This window comes from Paenibacillus lignilyticus, from assembly GCF_017942085.1.
Lineage (GTDB): Bacteria > Bacillota > Bacilli > Paenibacillales > Paenibacillaceae > Paenibacillus_Z > Paenibacillus_Z lignilyticus.
The window spans coordinates 178,446-194,838 of sequence record NZ_JAGKSP010000004.1 but is presented as its reverse complement, the minus strand read 5'-3'; the positions used below and the strand labels follow the sequence as shown (position 1 = coordinate 194,838).

Annotated in this window: 12 protein-coding genes; all 12 read right to left on the bottom strand. The window is 51.0% G+C overall.

Annotated features, from left to right (window positions below):
* Positions 1–51: 51 nt before the first annotated feature.
* The 12 genes from I8J30_RS12910 to I8J30_RS12855 all read right to left on the bottom strand — a co-directional run bounded on the left by I8J30_RS12910 (position 52) and on the right by I8J30_RS12855 (position 16,381).
* Positions 52–975, bottom strand: a complete 924-nt coding sequence (locus tag I8J30_RS12910; protein ID WP_091214004.1) for a carbohydrate ABC transporter permease — start codon at positions 973–975, stop codon at positions 52–54.
* 22 nt (positions 976–997) lie between these two features.
* Positions 998–1,954 carry an ABC transporter permease gene (locus I8J30_RS12905; RefSeq protein WP_091214000.1) on the bottom strand — a complete coding sequence of 319 codons (957 nt, stop codon included), beginning with the start codon at positions 1,952–1,954 and terminating at the stop codon, positions 998–1,000.
* A 441-nt stretch (positions 1,955–2,395) separates the two neighbouring features.
* Positions 2,396–4,807: a beta-galactosidase gene (locus tag I8J30_RS12900; RefSeq protein WP_210655329.1), complete on the bottom strand. Its 2,412-nt coding sequence runs from the start codon at positions 4,805–4,807 to the stop codon at positions 2,396–2,398.
* Between the two features lie 56 nt (positions 4,808–4,863).
* Complete coding sequence (locus tag I8J30_RS12895) at positions 4,864–5,994, bottom strand: Gfo/Idh/MocA family protein (protein WP_210655331.1); 1,131 nt, start codon at positions 5,992–5,994, stop codon at positions 4,864–4,866.
* Positions 5,991–6,776 (bottom strand): sugar phosphate isomerase/epimerase family protein, encoded by a 786-nt coding sequence (locus tag I8J30_RS12890; protein WP_210655333.1) that lies wholly within the window; start codon positions 6,774–6,776, stop codon positions 5,991–5,993. The genes I8J30_RS12895 and I8J30_RS12890 overlap by 4 nt, the downstream gene beginning before the upstream one ends.
* A gap of 26 nt (positions 6,777–6,802) precedes the next feature.
* The gene (locus I8J30_RS12885; protein WP_210655335.1) at positions 6,803–8,032 is read right to left on the bottom strand and encodes a glucoamylase family protein; all 1,230 of its coding nucleotides are present in this window, start codon (positions 8,030–8,032) and stop codon (positions 6,803–6,805) included.
* Between the two features lie 135 nt (positions 8,033–8,167).
* The gene (locus I8J30_RS12880; protein WP_210655337.1) at positions 8,168–9,235 is read right to left on the bottom strand and encodes a Gfo/Idh/MocA family protein; all 1,068 of its coding nucleotides are present in this window, start codon (positions 9,233–9,235) and stop codon (positions 8,168–8,170) included.
* A gap of 39 nt (positions 9,236–9,274) precedes the next feature.
* Positions 9,275–10,249 carry a carbohydrate ABC transporter permease gene (locus I8J30_RS12875; RefSeq protein WP_210655339.1) on the bottom strand — a complete coding sequence of 325 codons (975 nt, stop codon included), beginning with the start codon at positions 10,247–10,249 and terminating at the stop codon, positions 9,275–9,277.
* Positions 10,249–11,124, bottom strand: coding sequence for a carbohydrate ABC transporter permease (locus I8J30_RS12870; protein WP_338044811.1), 876 nt, complete (start codon positions 11,122–11,124; stop codon positions 10,249–10,251). Before I8J30_RS12870 ends, I8J30_RS12875 begins: the two co-directional genes overlap by 1 nt.
* A gap of 7 nt (positions 11,125–11,131) precedes the next feature.
* Positions 11,132–13,438, bottom strand: a complete 2,307-nt coding sequence (locus tag I8J30_RS12865; RefSeq protein ID WP_210655343.1) for a DUF5696 domain-containing protein — start codon at positions 13,436–13,438, stop codon at positions 11,132–11,134.
* Positions 13,428–15,488, bottom strand: coding sequence for a YIP1 family protein (locus I8J30_RS12860; protein ID WP_210655345.1), 2,061 nt, complete (start codon positions 15,486–15,488; stop codon positions 13,428–13,430). Before I8J30_RS12860 ends, I8J30_RS12865 begins: the two co-directional genes overlap by 11 nt.
* An 11-nt stretch (positions 15,489–15,499) precedes the next feature.
* Complete coding sequence (locus I8J30_RS12855; protein WP_091213980.1) at positions 15,500–16,381, bottom strand: carbohydrate ABC transporter permease; 882 nt, start codon at positions 16,379–16,381, stop codon at positions 15,500–15,502.
* Positions 16,382–16,393: the final 12 nt, after the last annotated feature.

The window sequence follows — 16,393 nt, the reverse complement described above, 5'->3', positions numbered from 1 at the left end:
TAAAGCCTCCCTTTGATGGTGTTTAATTAACTATGGAAAAGCAGTGGCTTATTAAGCCTTAACTGCTCCAGTTAACATCCCTTTAACGAAATACTTCTGGAAGAACGGGTAAACGAATAGCAGTGGGAACGTTACTACGACCATGACGGTCATTTTAATAACCTCAGGCGTAGGAACGGTGTTGTTTTTCTGAGCCAGAAGTCTGCGCGCGGCAGCCCCGGAAGTCTTCGTGAAATCGATCATCGTGTTCGCTTCCGCACGGTTGATGATTTCGTACAATACGAACTGCAGCGTGCTCAAGCTGCGGTCTGTAACGTAGATCAAGTTCGTGTAATAGTCCAGCCAGTTGCCCACGACTGCGAAGAACGCGAAAGCGGCAATAACCGGCATGCAAAGCGGGAATATAATTTGCACGAAGATGCGGACATAACCGGCACCGTCGATGAAAGCCGATTCCTGCAGCTCAGCAGGCAAATCTTCAATGTGCGTACGCATGATGATCATGCTGAAGAAGCCAAACGCACCCGGTAGAACGTAAACCAAGAAATTGTTGACCAGATCCAGTTTCGAAATGACAACGTAGTTGGAAATGATCGTCCCCCCGATAAACATCGGGATCATAAAGAAGAAGAGAATCGACTTACGCCCCGGCAAGAATCGCTTCGACAGTGCGAAGGCTGCCAGCATCGTGACGACTACCGACAGAACGGGTCCGATGATACAGCGCAGCGTCGTTACGATAAACGCAGAGTGAAGACGATCATATTGAAACACAAAGGCATAATTCTCTAGCGTAAATACGCGTGGAAAGAACCAGATCGGGCCAGCGGCCGCATCAGCTCCTGTATTGAAGGACATTACCAAGATATACCAGAACGGATATATCGCGGTTATCGCCCAGATCAACATAAGTAGGATGTTGAAGACATCAAATGTGCGCTCACCTGTTGTTCGCTTAATTCTGTTCGCTTTCATAAGGTTCCGGTAACCCCTTCCTTTAAATGATACCTACGTTACTGAGGCGCTTCGTCGTGTAGTTAGTAGCCATAATCAGAATAAAGGAGATTACGCCTTGGAATAGACCGACCGCGGCAGAGTACGAATACTGTCCGCTTACAAGACCTTGGTAGTACGTATAAACGCCAATGGTGTCCGTATCCAGACGAATCATTTTATTTTGCAAGTTGAACACTTGGTCGAAGTTAGTTGCAAGCAATCCGCTGAGCGAGAAGATCAGAAGGATACACATGGTTGGGATCAAACCCGGAAGCGTGATATACATCAGACGCTGCCAGCGACTCGCGCCATCCACTTGTGCGGCTTCGTATTGCTGCGGGTCAATGCTCGTTAGCGCTGCAAGATACAAGATCGTTCCCCAGCCTGTCTCTTTCCACACTTCGGAGATGACAAGAACGGGAAGGAAGTTCTTCGCATCCTGCATGAACGAGATACGTTCGGCTGCCGGATCAATCAGTTGGCGCAGGTTATTGATAATCCCTGTAGCATCAACAGTAAGGAACATGTAGAACAAACCGGCAACCGTTACCCATGATACGAAATGCGGAATATAGGAAGTGGTTTGAACAATGCGTTTGAAGCGTTCGCCGCGAAGCTCATTGAGCAGCAGCGCGAAAATCAAAGGCGCAGGGAAGGTGGCAATCATCATCGTCACGCTGTAAAGCAGCGTACGGCCGATCAATGTATAAAATTTATGATCCGTCAGGAACTTGGCGAAGTTGTCAAACCCGACAAACTCGCTGCCAAAGCCGAACCAGCCTTTGTTGAAATCATAATCCAAGAACGCGATGTAGTTGGAAAACATGGGCAGGTACGAGAAAATGAAAGTTAATACCATCGCAGGAACCAAGAACAGATACAGGATCTTTATGTTCTGCGTTTGCAGCCCACTGCGTTTTTTGGGCCTTACGTTTTGTTTGCTTGTTGACATAGCCATCGGTAAATCCTCCTATTTCAGTTGCGTATTAACCACACCTATTATGTCCCAAACCCGCAGGTCTGACCGACTGCCGACACGACAATTTCCATCGAAACGATTCGACTGTTTTATAAAATAAAACGATCCAAATGAACCGCTTTCACAACCAAAAAAGGTGTTTTGTTCAAAATTACATTCACATTCACAAATAGTGACAATTTTCGTCACTAACTTTGTCGAAACGTTTCACAAAACCCATATTAGCACATTGTTCTCGATGGTAAAAGGCTTTCATCTTAAATTTTATAACTTTTTTCGTGCAAATTTGTCACGATTTAGCCATCGATTCCTGTTTTTGGTGAAACGTTTCGATTGGATATAGAGAAAAACCCCGATTTCTCGGGGTTTTTCGTTCGATTAAGACTATAGTCTACCTTCACGGTAGCGGAAAGAATTAGTTTACGCAAATAGAACGGTAAGTTGATCATCCACTTTAGCATGCTTCCGCGATACGACCAGCTTCACGCCGTCTTGTTCCTCTACCGAGTAATCCGCGCTTGGCAAGATCTCGCGCGCGGTATCGAGCGCGATAACATCTTCTGCCTGCGTTAATCGGAAAGATAACGATTCCTGAGAAACGGCTGTAATTTCAGCGGTTGAGTAGACAATTCGCACCTCGCCGAACGTCATCCCGATCGGCAGCATGACGCCGTCTTTGCTGGCAATCCGGATGCTGCGACCGCCAAACAGCTGCCCGCCGCGATCTGTGAGACGAAGCTCTTTATCAAAGCCGTCCAGATTAAGGATATGCACGAATCGTTCGCCTTCATTATTAACCGTCGACGTGGTGAATATCCCCAGATAGCGATTATCATGCGTCAAACCGGCTTGCGCACCCAAACGCTCAAGGGCTGTCTTGAACAACGGCACATCGCCGCTGTAAGCCGTCGCAATGACAATGGCACGGCCGCGTCCTGCTGTTGCTTCAACGCCGCAAACAAATCCGCTGTCATACAAACGCAGGATAACATCGTTTTGTCCGGGCGCCAGACGCTGTGCGAAATGCGTATGAACCTCAGGGCGACCGGCTGCCCAGCCTTCTGCAATGACGGATGGCCAGGAGTGAGGTCCGTTCTGAACGATGCCTTCCACTTGAATGCCCAGCGCGTCGCTAAGAATCGTACAAGGTTTGCCTTCCATATCCAACTGCGGCACCTCGCCGTACAGCAGCAGCCCGCCGCCGGCAATTACGAAGTCGGCCACTTTACGCTGAATAGCCGCACTCAAGTATCGAGCACTCGGCAAGGCGAGCACAGGCGTAGCCGCAGGATCAAGCGGCTTATTCTGAATGTCCGCCGACGCGAATCGGTAGCCTGCGAGCAGCATGCCGCGGCCCATGATTTCCCAGCCGCCGTAAGCACGGTTCGCTTCGATGTTCTTCAGAATCTCATTCATCTTCTCGCTCTTCGGATACCTATATTCCGTCATGTAGTAGTCGGGAATAAATGCAAAGGCTATTCCGTCATGCTCTTCGTTCATAACAGCCAGCTTATCCTTCACGGCCATCATCGTCTTGATCGCACGCTGCATCCGCGGATAGGTATAGTTGAGCTCCCCTTCCGGGCTGACCGGTGCCGCGAAGCCGTGGCGTTCGCCGGTGAAAGCGACGCGGTCATTGCCGTCGCCGAGCTGCTGATCCATCCGGTAATTGCTCCCGCCGGTCATCAAATAATAGTTGATCATCCGATTCCCTTGCGCGATACACATCCGGGTTTTAAAGTCCGCAGCCGACACGTCATACCGACCGCCGAAATTATTGCCATAGTTGCCGTCGCCGCATTCAAACTCCAGCGAAGTGAGCGGTTGATTCGGCAGATGCACCGCATCCATAAACCCGTTAATCAAGTACAGGTCTTGGAAATTGCTAACCGTCAGATCGCCAAAATAAATATCAGAGCCGGACAGATACCCCGGCGCTTGCGTATAAGCTTCGTACAATTGGCTGATGCCGATTGGGTACGTGAATCCGCGGCCGCCGCCGGTGCCGTGAATGTTCACGAAGAACGGCACATCGCGAACACCGAATTCTTCGGCATATTCGCGCAGCACGGCTACATAACGAGCAAATCGGTCACGCATATAGTAGCCCAAATCATGCAGAAGCTCAGCGGCGTAGCTTTCCTCCGGCGAACGAATGGCCGCTAAACGAACATCGGCATCGCACCGATGAAACGGATACCGCTCTTGCAGCTTGTCTGCCTCATAAGTACGGCCGAGCCATTCCGTAAAGTCACCTACGACATGCTCCGTCAAATCCGGGCAGTTGCTTACCCAAGACAGCATGCCAATCTCATTATCAAGCTGGACGCCAATGATGCTGCCGCCTTGTCCATGCAGACGAGGTGCTACGACAGCCATTACAGCGGCGTACCAGCTGCGAGCTGCAGCCAAGAAACCCGGTGCCAGGTAATCAAGCGTCCGTGTCGTCGCTTCCGCACCATCCCAGCCATGCGGGATGACCTCCGGATGCTTCTCGTAGACCCAGAACGGAATACCTTCGTTCTTCATCTCCGCCATAATGAACGGACCCGGGCGAACGAAGAAATAAAGTCCATTCGCTTCGCAAAGATCAATAAATTCGCCAAGATCGAGCTCTGGACGTGTGTGTCCGTCAAGATCAAACTCCCCTTCAAGCGGCTCATGGCATAACCAAGGGACATAAGAGGCAACCGCATTGCAGCCTGCGTCCTTCAGTTTATCGATCCGATCCTGCCATTCACTGCGGGCAAGACGATAATAATGGACCTCGCCGCACATAATAAGCTCGGGCTTGCCATCAATTACAATTTGTTTATTTATGATTTCAATCATGGGGATACGATTCTCCTGACTCTGACTGTTTGAGTTTTAGTATAGGTATAATTTGGTTATAAGTTCAGTGCTGTCGATTGGGAGGCCGCGATCACTTCTTCAGCCGTCACTTCCCGCTCCAGCAGGTCGGATAAGTAAATCCCTTCACTTACCAGAATGGTTTGCAGGGCGATCTCTGCGGTTGGCAGCAGCTCTACTCGGCCTTGCAGGGCTGCAATCCAGTGCTCCTGCGACGAATCATAAGCATCCGTATTCTCCCGAAGCTGATGCCAGCGGTAATTGGCATAGCTAAGATCGAACGTCGCGTCCATATCCATATCGCTCAGCTGAGTATGATAGCTGAAAGGCGTTTTACCTTGACTGGTATGTCCGGGGAGCCGCACCCCGCCGATATTGCCGACCAGACTGCTTCCTTCGAAGCCGTTCAGATGAATGGCCCATGCTTCGATAATGTCCAGCGTCAATCCACCTTCGAACCGGACGAAGCCGACGCCGAGCTCTTCCACATCGAAGCCGCTAATCGCTCTGCGCGCCTCATCCATCTCCACTTCCTGATACGTCTTGCCGGTAATCGTTTTCACTTTCGGCAATCCCATCAAGTAGAGCAGCTGCGAGATGCGGTACACGCCCATATCAAACAAAGCGCCGCCGGATGCGGTGGCCTTGCGATTAAATTCCTTCGTCGCATATCCGTCTACGAACGGGCGCCCGCGTCTGCGGTGACCGGTCGAGCGGGCATGATAGAGCTTGCCCAGCTTCCCATCCTCAATCAGCATCTTCGCCGCAATCGTCTCGATAAGATAGAGGAAACTCAGCTGCACATGCAGCATTCGGCCGGCTTGCTTGGCTGCATCCAGCATCCGCTTGCCGTCCGCATAAGAACCTGCAATCGGCTTCTCGCAATACACATGCTTGCCCGCTTCGAGCGCGGCAATCGTAATAGGTGCATGGAGGTTGTTGTGCAAACACACATCAACCGCATCGAGATCATCGCGCGCAATGAGCGCCTTGAAATCCGTATACGTATTCGGAACGCCGAACTGATCTGCCATCTTCCTTAGCTGCGTTTCATTGATGTCGCAGAGCGCCACTACTTCGGCGCCCTCGATTTTCGCATATCTCTCCAAGTGTTCCTTGCCGATCAGCCCAGCGCCAATAATACCGATTCGGATGGTCTTCGCGCTCATGCTCCAAGCACCTCCGCTTGTTTCGCTTGCATCGAAGCCCAGGTATTTCGCGCTGACGCAAATTGCCACGCCACTTGTGCGTATTCATTCTTCGACGAGTGATGTTCTATGCCTAGATGCCCTTGGTATCCGGCTTCCTGCAAGATGCTCATCTTCTCTTCACAGGAAGGAACGACCCATGCCGCCAGATGCGTATGGAAGGCATACTTCGCGCAAAGGCGATCTCCGTTCTCCTTGTCCACATCCCAATTCTCAAAGTGCAGCAGAATGCCGAAATTCGGATGATCGACGGCTTCAGACACCTTGCGAACGTTCTCGGGCACCCGCGATGATCCCCAATGGTTCTCCGGTCCAACCATGAACCCGTGTTCAGCTGCAAATGCCGCATATTCCTTGTACCGCATAACGGTGTAGTCAAACTGCTCCTCCGACATTTCCAGCTCACGACCGCCCATATCGATCCGAACGGTCTGCGCGCCGAGGATGACAGCGGCACGGAGATTCTTTAATCCATTCTGATAGAATTGCTCGCGCTTCAACGGGTCAACATCCCAGACTTCGGCCGCATCCACGCAAAGATTGGCTACATACATTTCCTTCTCATCTAACGCTTCTCTCAGTTTCCGCAAATAATCCTCGTCATAGCTCTCAAACATCATGTTCCAAATATCGGCGCAATTCAGGTGATACCGGTATTTAACCGTTTCGAAATAGCCGAAGAGGTCGATCTTGCCTTCCCTGTGTAAACCGTGAAACGAATAAGACGGAATGGAATACTTCATATGCATGCCAGCCTCCAAATCGCGTTCTATGAGTGCTGCTTCTCACGAATTTCACATTTCATCAAGCCTTCTCGGACATAACGGTTTTTCATAAAATAGTTCCAAACCAGCCCGCTTCTGTAATTCTCTATCATGAGCAGCGTAATCCCCTTGTCGATGCCGATAACATCGTCCGCGAACCACGCCGGTGTTACATCTAAGTTGTAGCTGTCCTTGAAGCCGTATTGGCCCCATAGCTGCGGGTAGTTCTCATAATAATTCCGCAAGGCGCTTATCACTTCCTGCGGCATAAATGGAATTGATCCTGCAGCCCCAGCCGGCGGTACCGTACCGTCGGGTACATGCTGATCGTTCGCACTGTCACGACCGGAAGGCGCTGCGCCGTAACGACCGCTGTAACCTGTTGGCCCGTCACATGCGGTTAGTCCCCAAGCGTCTGGCCCGAAGGTGCGGAATACCGCCTGATTGGCGATGCAGTAATCCCGGTTGACTCTGGTAGCGACAACGGAGTTCTCCCACCAATCGATATGATCGCGGTCTACCCTGCCGCGAAGATCAAACCAGGCATGGGAGAATTGGAAGGCAAACAGCGAGCCTAACCAAGTATAGATAAACGGCGGATTATTGCCATACGTCCCATATTGGCGGCCAAAATCATAGAACATGCTCGGGTCTACCGGATGTGTAGGCGATGCGGCAGCGAGGAAATACATCATGAACTGCTCCGCATAGAGATCCCATCTGCCGAAGAAGCCGCGTTCCGGGGCATAGCCCATGTAGAACTGGTTCGTTTCCGGATCCCGATACCAATTCCAATCAATGCGCTCATAGAGCTGCTGCGCTCGCTCTCTCACATCGCAGCCAAAATATTCACCGGCGGCAATCGCACCGCAAAGCGCGATCGCCGTATCGATAACGGAAACCTCGCAGTCGCGATAACGCTTAGCTGTATGCATATCGAGAAAATGATAGAAAAATCCGTTGACCTGCTCCGCATGCTCCAGCAAGGTGTTCAGCGTTCCCAGCGCCCGTTCATAGCCTTGGCTGCGGGAAATCCACTCGCGTTCCACGCCAATCATAAGTGCGGTCAAACCGAATCCAACCGAAGCCACGCTGCACATCGAAGCGTCGCCCGGCGCACGGTCTACGATTAAGCCGAATCCCGGACTCTCTTTATCGCTATTCGCCTCTTCCCAGAAGAAGTAGAAGCTCCGTTTGCTCTCCAGCTCCAATAGCTGTTCATCCGTCAATTTCACTTTGCAATCCTCCTTGATCAGGTGAAACTTGTACACGCCTATATGCTCATAAAAAAAGAATCCTTGATGCGGCAGATGTTCGGTATCGCCTGCCGTTCATGGACGGCGATACCGGAACACCACTAACGCATCCCCTTACAGTTTAACTTCTGATCCTGTACGGGCGGATTCATAGATAGCAGATAAAATTTTGATCATATCCACGCCTTGATCGATGGTGAAGATCGGGTTCACGCGGCCTTGCACGACATCCACGAAATGGTACAGGTTCTCGCCATGTCCGCCCGTGTCTTCGCCTACGTGAGGAACAAGATCCGTTACGGTGCCATTCGATTCACCGAAGATGCCAAGCTTGCCGTTACTGAATCGGAAGCCCGCCTTCGTGCCGCGAAGCTCAACGAAATTCTCTTCCTGCTCGATGTTGGAGGCCCAGCTGAACTCGATTTGGAGCGATGCGCCGTTATCGAAGCGGATAAATCCGATCGCAAGATCCTCCACGTCGAAGATGCCTTCGCCTTCCGATTTCTCGCCGAACTTGCTGTGCTCGGAGCCTGCGATATCGTCTGCGTCCGCAAATTTCGTGTAGGTTGCCCCGGTTACCGAGATCGGCTTTGGATTACCCATGAACCAGATCGCCAAGTCGATGAAGTGAACGCCAAGGTCGATCAACGGACCTCCGCCGGACAGCTCCTTGGTCGTAAACCAGCCGCCTTTGCCCGGAATACCGCGGCGGCGAGTCCAACCGCAGCGGCCTGCATAGGCTTCGCCGAGGTTGCCTCCGTTAATCCACTCCTTGATGAACTTCGATGCCGGACGGAAGCGGTTGTTGCGCATCACCATAAGCACTTTGCCGCTTGTCGCCGCCGCTTGCTGCATCTTGATCGCTTCATCCGGATTTACCGCATCCGGCTTCTCGCAGAAAACATGTTTGCCGGCTTCAAGCGCTGCAACTGCGATCTCGGAGTGGAACAGATTCGGCGTGCAAATATCGATGATGTCGATCTCTTCCATCTTGATGACATCGCGATAATCGCTGAATGCTTGCGGAATGCCGTGCTGCTCAGCCGCGGCTTGCGCTTTCGCCAGGTCGATATCGACGATCGCAACGACTTCAAGCTCTTCATGGTTCTTCAGCGGAGCGGAGTGCGCCCATTGGAAAATGCCGCCCGCCCCGATAACGGCAACCTTTAACTTCTTTGTCATCCTAAACACCCTCTCCAATTCGTCTGAGATTCAATCGAATTACTCGCCTGTAATACCTGTTTTATCTACTACTTCTACGAATCGTCTCTGCGCGAACATGTAGAGGATCAGCAGCGGAAGTACGATTAGCAGCGTGCCGGCCATGCGGATCGATTCATTGATATTCTTCGTCTGACCGCCGCCAACCGCTGCCCCGCCGCCATACAGCTTCGTGAACGAGTCATTGAACGTTTTCAATTGCAGAGGCAGCGTCGTCATGCTCTCACCCAAGTAGAGCGAGGTCAGGTACGTTTCGTTCCAATGCCATACTGTCGAGAAGAGCAATACAACGACGATAGCCGGTGTAGAGATTGGCAAGATAACCGTAAAGAAGGTCCTGATAAAGCCGGCTCCATCCATCTGAGCCGCTTCTTCGAGCGATGCGGGGATCGTCCGGAAAAATTGCGTATAAATCAAGATGAACAGCACGCCTTTAATCCCTTGCGCGAAGATCGTCGGCACGATGAACGGCAGCGATGAGCCAAGCATATGGTACTCATTGAACATCAAGTAAAGCGGGATCATCACGACCTGGGACGGAACGATGAACGTAATCATCATCAGCCCAAGCACGATCGATTTGCCCGGGAAATGGAATTTCGCAATCCCGTATCCAACGACCGCGCAGGAAACGGTTTGACCGATCGCCGGAACGACGGAGTTCAAGACCGAATTCCAGAAGGTATCCATGTAATCAAGAACATGCCAAGCTTGCGTGAAGTTCTCCAGGTACAGCTTCTGCGGCAGCCAGAGCACCGTTGGATCCAGCAAGTCGGATAAACTCTTAAAGCTTTGCGAGACAAGATAGAGAATCGGATACAAATAAACGAACCCGATGCTAATAAGCAGCGCGTAGACTAACAATTTGAATACGATTCCGTCGTTGCCTTGTCTTCCCATCAGAATGCGTTTGCCGCGATTGAACGTACGAAGCAGAAAAGCCTTCTGCAACTGCAACTTTGATGTTCGTTCCATTAAGCTCTCCTCCTCTTCGGTCTCACATTCACGTCATCGTTGTTGCGGAACAGCAGCAGAATCAAGAGCAAGAAGACAAATATGACACCGAAGTAAATCCAAGCGATTGCGGTTGCGTAACCGAAGCCGGTTGTCAGGTTGAACATATTCTCCTTGATTAGCTCTATGACATCGCTGAACGAGTTTGTGAACAAATCAACCGTCGTATAAATCATATTCACCGCGATAAACGGCTTAATGGCAGGCAATGTTACTTTCCAGAAGCTTACCCATGGCGATGCGCCATCGATGGAGGCAGCTTCATAGACTTGCTTATTGACCTTCTGCAAACCTGCCAGGAAGATCAGAATTTGTACGCCGGAGAACCACAGAATCAAGATGAGCTGTTGAATCAGGCTAATGATCGGCGAAGACCATGCCGGACTCAAATTATCTTTAATAATCTCGATAATCCCATATTTCTCGACAAGCGGAATTGCCGTTGCCCCTTGACTGAACAGCTCATTGACAACCTCGCCGCTCGTAATGACGACCGGTAAGAAGAAAATCGCTCTGAACAGTCCTTTCATTCGAATCGGCTGATTAATGAGCAAGGCTACCAGCATCGAGAATACGATAATAATCGGGATCATGCCGATTGCCGATTTAACAAACAGCAGCAGCTTCTCTACAAATTCCGGATCGGACAGAAACGCATATTTGTAGTTATCCCCTTTGGTATATTCAGTTACGATGCCATCTGCGCTGATGGTGACCTTGTGTAAGCTCAAATATACCGAGTAATAAATCGGATAAGCCATAAAAAGGATAAAGCCAATAATCCAAGGCGACACCAGGGCGTACCCGGTGAGCGCCTCTCTCATTTTTTTGGTCACTTTCAACTTACTCACCCCCGATGACAGCGAAGCTCTTCGCCTTGACGCTGACTTCGTTGTATGTGTAGTCGCTTGATGTGTAGTTCACTACAATTTCCACACCGTTGGAATACTTGACTGCCGAGATGCCGTAATCCGGCACGACGCGCGCTTCAATCGTTGCATCCTGAACCTTGCCGAGCGCTTGGTTCACGGCTTTGTACGTTTCCTTAATCGGCTGCTCCAAATCGGTATATTGCGTTGTCAGCAAATCTACCGAAGGCGTGTCTCTCAGCTTCCAATACGGCTCATGCGTAAGCAGGTACGATGGGTATTGACCGTAATCGATCATGCGCAGCGTATCCTCGCGCGGACTCGAAGCCGAGTTGGACGGCCAGCCGAAATAATCGATATAGCCATGCAGGACGATTTGCAGGAACGGAATCGTATCCGTTTCATACATGTACTGCGAAGCGCCGGAACCCATGCCGAACATCGTATCCGTGTATTTCCACAGGTAGTCGTTGGCTTGATAAACCGCCAGCTCACTCAAGTTGTTCTTGAAGTTAGCGGCGAGCTCGCGATACGCGTTGGCTGTCTGCTCACGTGTAAACGGATGCTTCTTGTTATAGTCGGAAACGAGCGTGCTGCCCGTAATATCAAGCGCCAGCCCATCTACGCCAAGATCTTTCATTTCCTCGGCATCGTCTTTGGCAATTTCAACCGATTTGCCCGGACTAATGTCCCTTGCCATTATATCGGAGAAGAAATCGCTGTCGCCCCAGCCGAAGAACGGAAACTCGTTAATTTCATTGTTAATCGCGCGAACGGCATCTGATTTGAAATTGAGCAGATCCGAATTTTCAAAAGCGACCGTGTAGTTATTATAGAGATAGACCGGAATGTCTTTCCCTTCCAAGTACTTCTTCAGATCCTTCAAGCCCGCATTCCCGCCAAGTTTGGACTCCACCGGGAACTCGGCAGGACGTTCGCCGTTCAAGCCGCCGTCGTTCCAGCCCTCCAGCACCGTCTTCAAGTTCGTAATGCCGTTCTTCTCCAGACTGTCGACAATCGTCTTCGCCTGATTAAACGTCGTCATCGGAACGACCTTGGCGCCGAATGCGCTCGCTTCCGTCTCTCCGCCCAGCAGACGAACCTGCATCGGAACATCGGCTTTGCTCTTCGTCGATTTCTCCTTGACGAGCTCGCCTTTCTCCTGCAAGTACGTTCTGTACGTCTTCGCCATGCCTACATAATCCGCTTCCTTGCCGCCAAGGAACTTATAACGGACTTGGCGGTCCGTCTTCAGTGCATCCTTCTGGAACGTATTGTAGCCGCCCATCGATTTGCTCGTCGGCTGGAAGTAGCCGTAGCGGATTTCGAATTTCGGAGCGACCCAATAGAAGTCCGTGCTCAGCCCGCTCGGATAAGCGACAATCTTGGCATTGAACCGGCCGTCCTCAACGATGCCAAGGACGCCGTTCTGCCCGCTGCCGTGCACGATCCCGAATACCGGAACCGATGTACGGCCGGTATTCATGTTGCCATCGGAAGTGTAGTCCGTGCCGTAAATCTTGCCGACGTACGGTTCGTCGAACCGGGAATGCGCTTTGCTGAAACGAATCAACGCGCCTGAACGGTCCGGAATAAACAGATAGCCCGGAATATCCGCCTTGTGCACCGCGCCGAGGAACGGATACGCCTGAATGGAAGCCAGCTTGCTGACGCCTTTCTCCCACATGGAGTCCGATGGGATCGAGACAACGAGCGAATCGTTCTCGATCTTGACTTCGAGTGCGATGCCGGCATTCAGCGTTCCGAACGTCAGCTTCACGCGAACCCCTTGCTCGATCGGCTCAACGCCGTCGACTTTACCGCCGAGCGACAGGAAATTTCCCGTGCTCAGCATCTCTTGATCGTTATAATATTCGAGCAGCACCGGCGATTTAACGGCGGTCTGCCACTCATCGTTCAGCTCGGCATTTTGCAGATCGGCGTCGTTAGGCGTGGACGCCCACACATAACCGCTCTCCTTGTTCTTCACCATAATGGCCAGCGAAGCATTTGCCATATACAGCTCCAGCGAGCCGGATTCGCCGATCTTCTTGTAGTCAGACGGAATCGTGCGATTCGCAATGGCGCCTGCTGCCTTCTCCGGCATCGTATAATTGTTCGAACGATAAGGGAATGAGCCTTCCTGCTTATTAAGAACGATTTTGCTCTGACCCTCAGTTGATTGATGCTCAACTGTAGCCCCATATGCGAACTGATACAACCCTGCCGCTGCAAGCGCAGCAGACGCGACCAGGACAATCGGTTTCTTGTTAATCGACACGCAGATTCACCTCTTGGAATAACGAGTAAACAAATTCCCACACCTGGTTCGACAAGCCGAACAGGATAAACGCAACAAATGCCATAATCAGCATGCCGATGATCGTGAGAACGATGTTTCTAACAGTCTCCTTAATTTCGTAGCCGTGGATCTCCTTCACCATAATGAAGAGCAGAAGCGCACACCACAGAATGACGATATTGTAGGAGTAGTTATAAATGACACCCTCCATCAGGGTTAGGCCACGTGACATAATCGCCAGCGGAATTGCAAAAATAATGTAAGGGGACAGCGCATAAATCGTCCCTTTATAGATGTTCTTGAAGCTGCCTTCCCCATCGTTGATGACGCTGACGAGGTAGTTGGAGATGACCCACGCAAACAGCGGGATGAGCAGCTTGAGCAGCTCGGTCACGATGTTAATTTGCATCGGCTCCATCGTTGCGAACAAGAAGTTCGTCGTATAGAGGCCGAACAAGCGAACACCGAACAGTACGGCCAGCAAGACGGTAGCCGATGCTACCGAAGCTTTGTTGTTATGCTCCAGCTCGTAATAGCCTTCAATCGGATGCCGCAGCATACGGAAAATATGAAGCAGCTGCGCGACGAACCATTGTCTCGTCACCTTCAGCCAAGCGAGAACGACCGGCTTGCCGAATTGATACTTCCGGTAAGCAAACCGAATGGCCATCAAAGCAATAATGGCGCCCAGGATGCTGAACGCTACATCAACCGCGTGTTTCATAATCCATTCGCGCCGGAGTTCCCAGTACGCGTTGGAGTATTCCTTCTTGTTTTTGGAAAACTCGAATTTCTCGAATGCTTCCTGGTATTTGCCTTCTTTGAAGTAGGCAAGGCCGATACCGGTGTGTGCCAGCGAGAACAAGCTGTTCTGACGCAGCACTTCATTCCACGGTTCACGGCTTTGTACGTATTTGCCGTCCAGGTAAAGACCCAGCGCTTCGTGTACCAGCTTCGTGAACGCCGTTGGCTGGAACACCGTAACGTTGCCGCGTTCGCCGCTCAGGACAAGCAGTCTGCCATCGGATGTGACGGCAATGCCCGTCGGTGCCGCCAGCAAGCCGAGACGTTGTTCGCCCGTGTCGTTGTAACTGAAGAGGAACATCAAGTTACCGTCGCGGTTATACTCCAGGATCATGCCTTCACCGGCATCGACCGCATAGATATTGCCCATGACGTCGGTCGTAATATCGGAAACCTGATTAAGCGACCACGTGCCGCCGAGCAAATCCTTGCCCGCTACGTTCAGCTTCTTGATGGCGCCGCCGTTAATCCCTGTCGTACTCGTATAGATAAGTCCTTCCGAATCAACCGAGATATTCGTCGGCGAAATCGGCATTTCCCGTGTCATTTTGCTAAGCTGAGCTTTCGTATAGAACATGCGCTGAAGCGTCTTCAGCAGGTTGAAGCCCGCGCGGTTACCGCCGAAGTAGCCAAGGAATTTGCCTTCCTTGTCCAATCGGACAAGACCTTGGATAAGACCTTCGCCGATAATATAAATGCTGCCGCGTTTATCGACGATGACCTTCTGCGGCTTGAACGGCGTATCTTTGCCGTACAGCTTCGACTTCGGCTTGCCGATCGTCTGCTTCAGCTTCCCGTCTTTTCCGAAGACGACGACGCTTTGTTTGGCATAATCCGCAACGTAAATATCTTTATCTTCCGTTACGAAAACGCCTTTCGGCTGCTTCAATTCCCCTTCGCCGATAATTCGGATGAAGTTCCCCCATGAGTCCAATTCCACAATTCGGGCGTTGCCTGTATCTGCAACGTACACATGGTCTTCGTTATCTACAAAAATATCCTGCGGGCTATTCAGCTCCACTTTTCCGTTGCTTAGCGCTTCATTCTCGCCAAAGATGCTGTACCCGTCGATTGCGCCTACCGGCATGTAGGCGTTCTGCATCATAATGCCATGACCTTTTTCATCGATTGTGAAGGTAGGATAAGGCACGTCCGCATAAGCAGTAGTCGAACCAACCAATAGCGCAGCGGCAACGAGAAGTGTGAGCCATCTGAATCTGAACATTGTTCTCCTCCTCACTTCAAACCGGAATGCGCCATCGTATCCATTACTTTGCTTTGCATGAATATGAAGATGGCCAAGTTCGGAATAAACATCAGAAGCGCTGCCGCCGCTGCCATCCCTTGACCGGCAATATTATTTTCCATCGCGGTAGTCGTCGTCAGCGTACTCATGTAGAAAGCGAACGTCTTCAGCGTTTCTTTGCTCATGAATAACGAAGAGGTTTCCGCATTGTTCCAAGCCAATTGGAACGATAGAATCGCAACGGTCGCAAGCGCCGGCATAATCATCGGAATAACGAGCTTGCGGAATACGTAATAATCGTTCGCTCCGTCAAGCTGCGCTGCCTCGATGAGCGCATTCGGGATTTGATCGACGAATTGCTTGACCAGGAACACGCCTACCGGCAAGGAAAGCATCGGCAAGATATGACCTAGGAAGTTATCCGTCAGCCCGAGCTTCTCGATGACCAAGTAGCGCGGAATCGTTACCGCTGCCGGTACAAACATCAGCGCGATGATGTTAACCTCGAAGACGACCTTCTTCATCTTGAATTCTTTTTTGGACAACGCGAACCCTGTCATCGAACAGATCACGATGGACAGGAAGACGACCGAGCCTGTCACAAGGATGCTGTTGAACAAATATTTCGTCTTCGGCACCGCCGAAACGTCGCCGACGCTGAACAGTGTTGCGAAGTTACTCCACGTCGGATGCTGAACAAACAGCTTCGGCGGATATAGAAACAGTTCGTCTACAGGCTTAAGCGCCTGAGAGAAAATAAATATAATCGGCAAGATCATAAACACGGACAGCGATACGAGGAAGAGAAAGAATTTCCATTGCCCGAAGCTGAACCGATCCGGATTGATTTTATTACTATGAAAAGAAGCCATTTACGCAATCAC

Bases quoted from the DNA above. Each gene is read 5' to 3' on its own strand.
- I8J30_RS12905 (WP_091214000.1), bottom strand. From the start codon at position 1,954: ATGGCTATGTCAACAAGCAAACAAAACGTAAGGCCCAAAAAACGCAGT.
- I8J30_RS12890 (WP_210655333.1), bottom strand. From the start codon at position 6,776: ATGAAGTATTCCATTCCGTCTTATTCGTTTCACGGTTTACACAGGGAA.
- I8J30_RS12875 (WP_210655339.1), bottom strand. From the start codon at position 10,249: ATGGAACGAACATCAAAGTTGCAGTTGCAGAAGGCTTTTCTGCTTCGT.
- I8J30_RS12910 (WP_091214004.1), bottom strand. From the start codon at position 975: ATGAAAGCGAACAGAATTAAGCGAACAACAGGTGAGCGCACATTTGAT.
- I8J30_RS12900 (WP_210655329.1), bottom strand. From the start codon at position 4,807: ATGATTGAAATCATAAATAAACAAATTGTAATTGATGGCAAGCCCGAG.
- I8J30_RS12860 (WP_210655345.1), bottom strand. From the start codon at position 15,488: ATGTTCAGATTCAGATGGCTCACACTTCTCGTTGCCGCTGCGCTATTG.
- I8J30_RS12855 (WP_091213980.1), bottom strand. From the start codon at position 16,381: ATGGCTTCTTTTCATAGTAATAAAATCAATCCGGATCGGTTCAGCTTC.
- I8J30_RS12895 (WP_210655331.1), bottom strand. From the start codon at position 5,994: ATGAGCGCGAAGACCATCCGAATCGGTATTATTGGCGCTGGGCTGATC.
- I8J30_RS12880 (WP_210655337.1), bottom strand. From the start codon at position 9,235: ATGACAAAGAAGTTAAAGGTTGCCGTTATCGGGGCGGGCGGCATTTTC.